This window comes from Mycobacterium sp. NGS26 (assembly GCF_059813025.1).
This window is the reverse complement of the sequence record NZ_JCALDU010000017.1, coordinates 1-1,208: the sequence shown is the minus strand read 5'-3', so window position 1 is coordinate 1,208 and position 1,208 is coordinate 1. Positions and strand designations below refer to the sequence as shown.

The 1,208-nt window shown below is 67.7% G+C and carries 1 protein-coding gene; it reads left to right on the top strand.

The window, feature by feature from the left end; genetic code table 11:
* Nucleotides 1–109 precede the first annotated feature (109 nt).
* Nucleotides 110–1,208, top strand: a 1,099-nt coding sequence (locus AC5Y6X_RS24330; RefSeq protein WP_499989701.1) for a hypothetical protein, incomplete at its 3' end; no start/stop codon positions are given.

Below are 1,208 nucleotides of genomic sequence, written 5' to 3'. Positions count from 1 at the left end.
ATCGGTAAGGGTGCCCGACACGGTCACCGTCCCGGTATCGGTCAGCGTGCCGCCAGCGTTGACGGTCAAGCTGCCATTGACGGCAAGCGTGCCGCTGCCGGGGCTGCCGGTGCCCACGGTCAGGGCGCCGCTGTCGCTGACGGCGCCCGACACGGTTACCGTGCCGGTGTCAGTCAGCGTCCCCCCGGAGTTCACCGTCAACGTCACCCCGGAGCCGACATTCAACGTGCCGCTACCCGGGCCGGTGCTACCCACCGTCAACGTCCCGCTATTGACGCTGCCGGTGCCCACCGTCACGGTGCCACCATCGGTAAGGGTGCCCGACACGGTCACCGTCCCGGTATCGGTCAGCGTCCCGCCAGCGTTGACGGTCAGACCCCCGTTGACCGCCAAAGTGCCACTGCCCGGACCGGTGCTCCCCACCGTCAACGTCCCACTATTCGCGCTGCCGGTACCCACCGTCACGGTGCCCGAATCGGTCAACGTGCCCGACACACTCACGGTGCCGGTATCAGTCAACGTGCCACCAGCATTGACGGTCAAACCACCATTGACCGCCAAAGTGCCACTACCCGGACCGGTGCTCCCCACCGTCAACGTGCCACTATTCGCGCTGGCGGTGCCCACCGTCACCGTGCCCGAATCCGTCAACGTCCCCGACACCGTGACCGTCCCGGTGTCGGTCAACGTGCCACCGGCGTTCACCGTCAAGGTCACCCCGGAGCCGACGTTGAGGGTGCCGCTACCCGGACCCGTGGTGCCCACCGTCAACGTGCCACTGTTCGCGGTCCCGGTGCCCACCGTCAGCGCACCGTTGTCGGTTAACGTGCCACCCACCGTCACGCTGCCGGTATCGGTCAACGTGCCCCCGGAGTTCACCGTCAGAGTGACACCGGAGCTGACATTCAGCGTGCCGCTACCCGGCCCGGTGCTGCCCACCGTCAAGGTGCCGCTGTTGGCGGTGCCGGTGCCTACCGTCAGGGTGCCGGAGTCGGTCAACGTGCCCGAGATCGTCACGGTGCCGGTATCGGTCAGCGTCCCGCCGGAGTTCACCGTCAAGGTGACCCCGGAGCTGACATTCAGCGTGCCGCTGCCCGGGCCGGTGCTCCCCACCGTCAACGTGCCGCTATTCGCGCTGGCGGTGCCCACCGTCACCGTGCCCGAATCCGTCAACGTCCCCGACACACTCACGCTGCCGGTATCAGTCA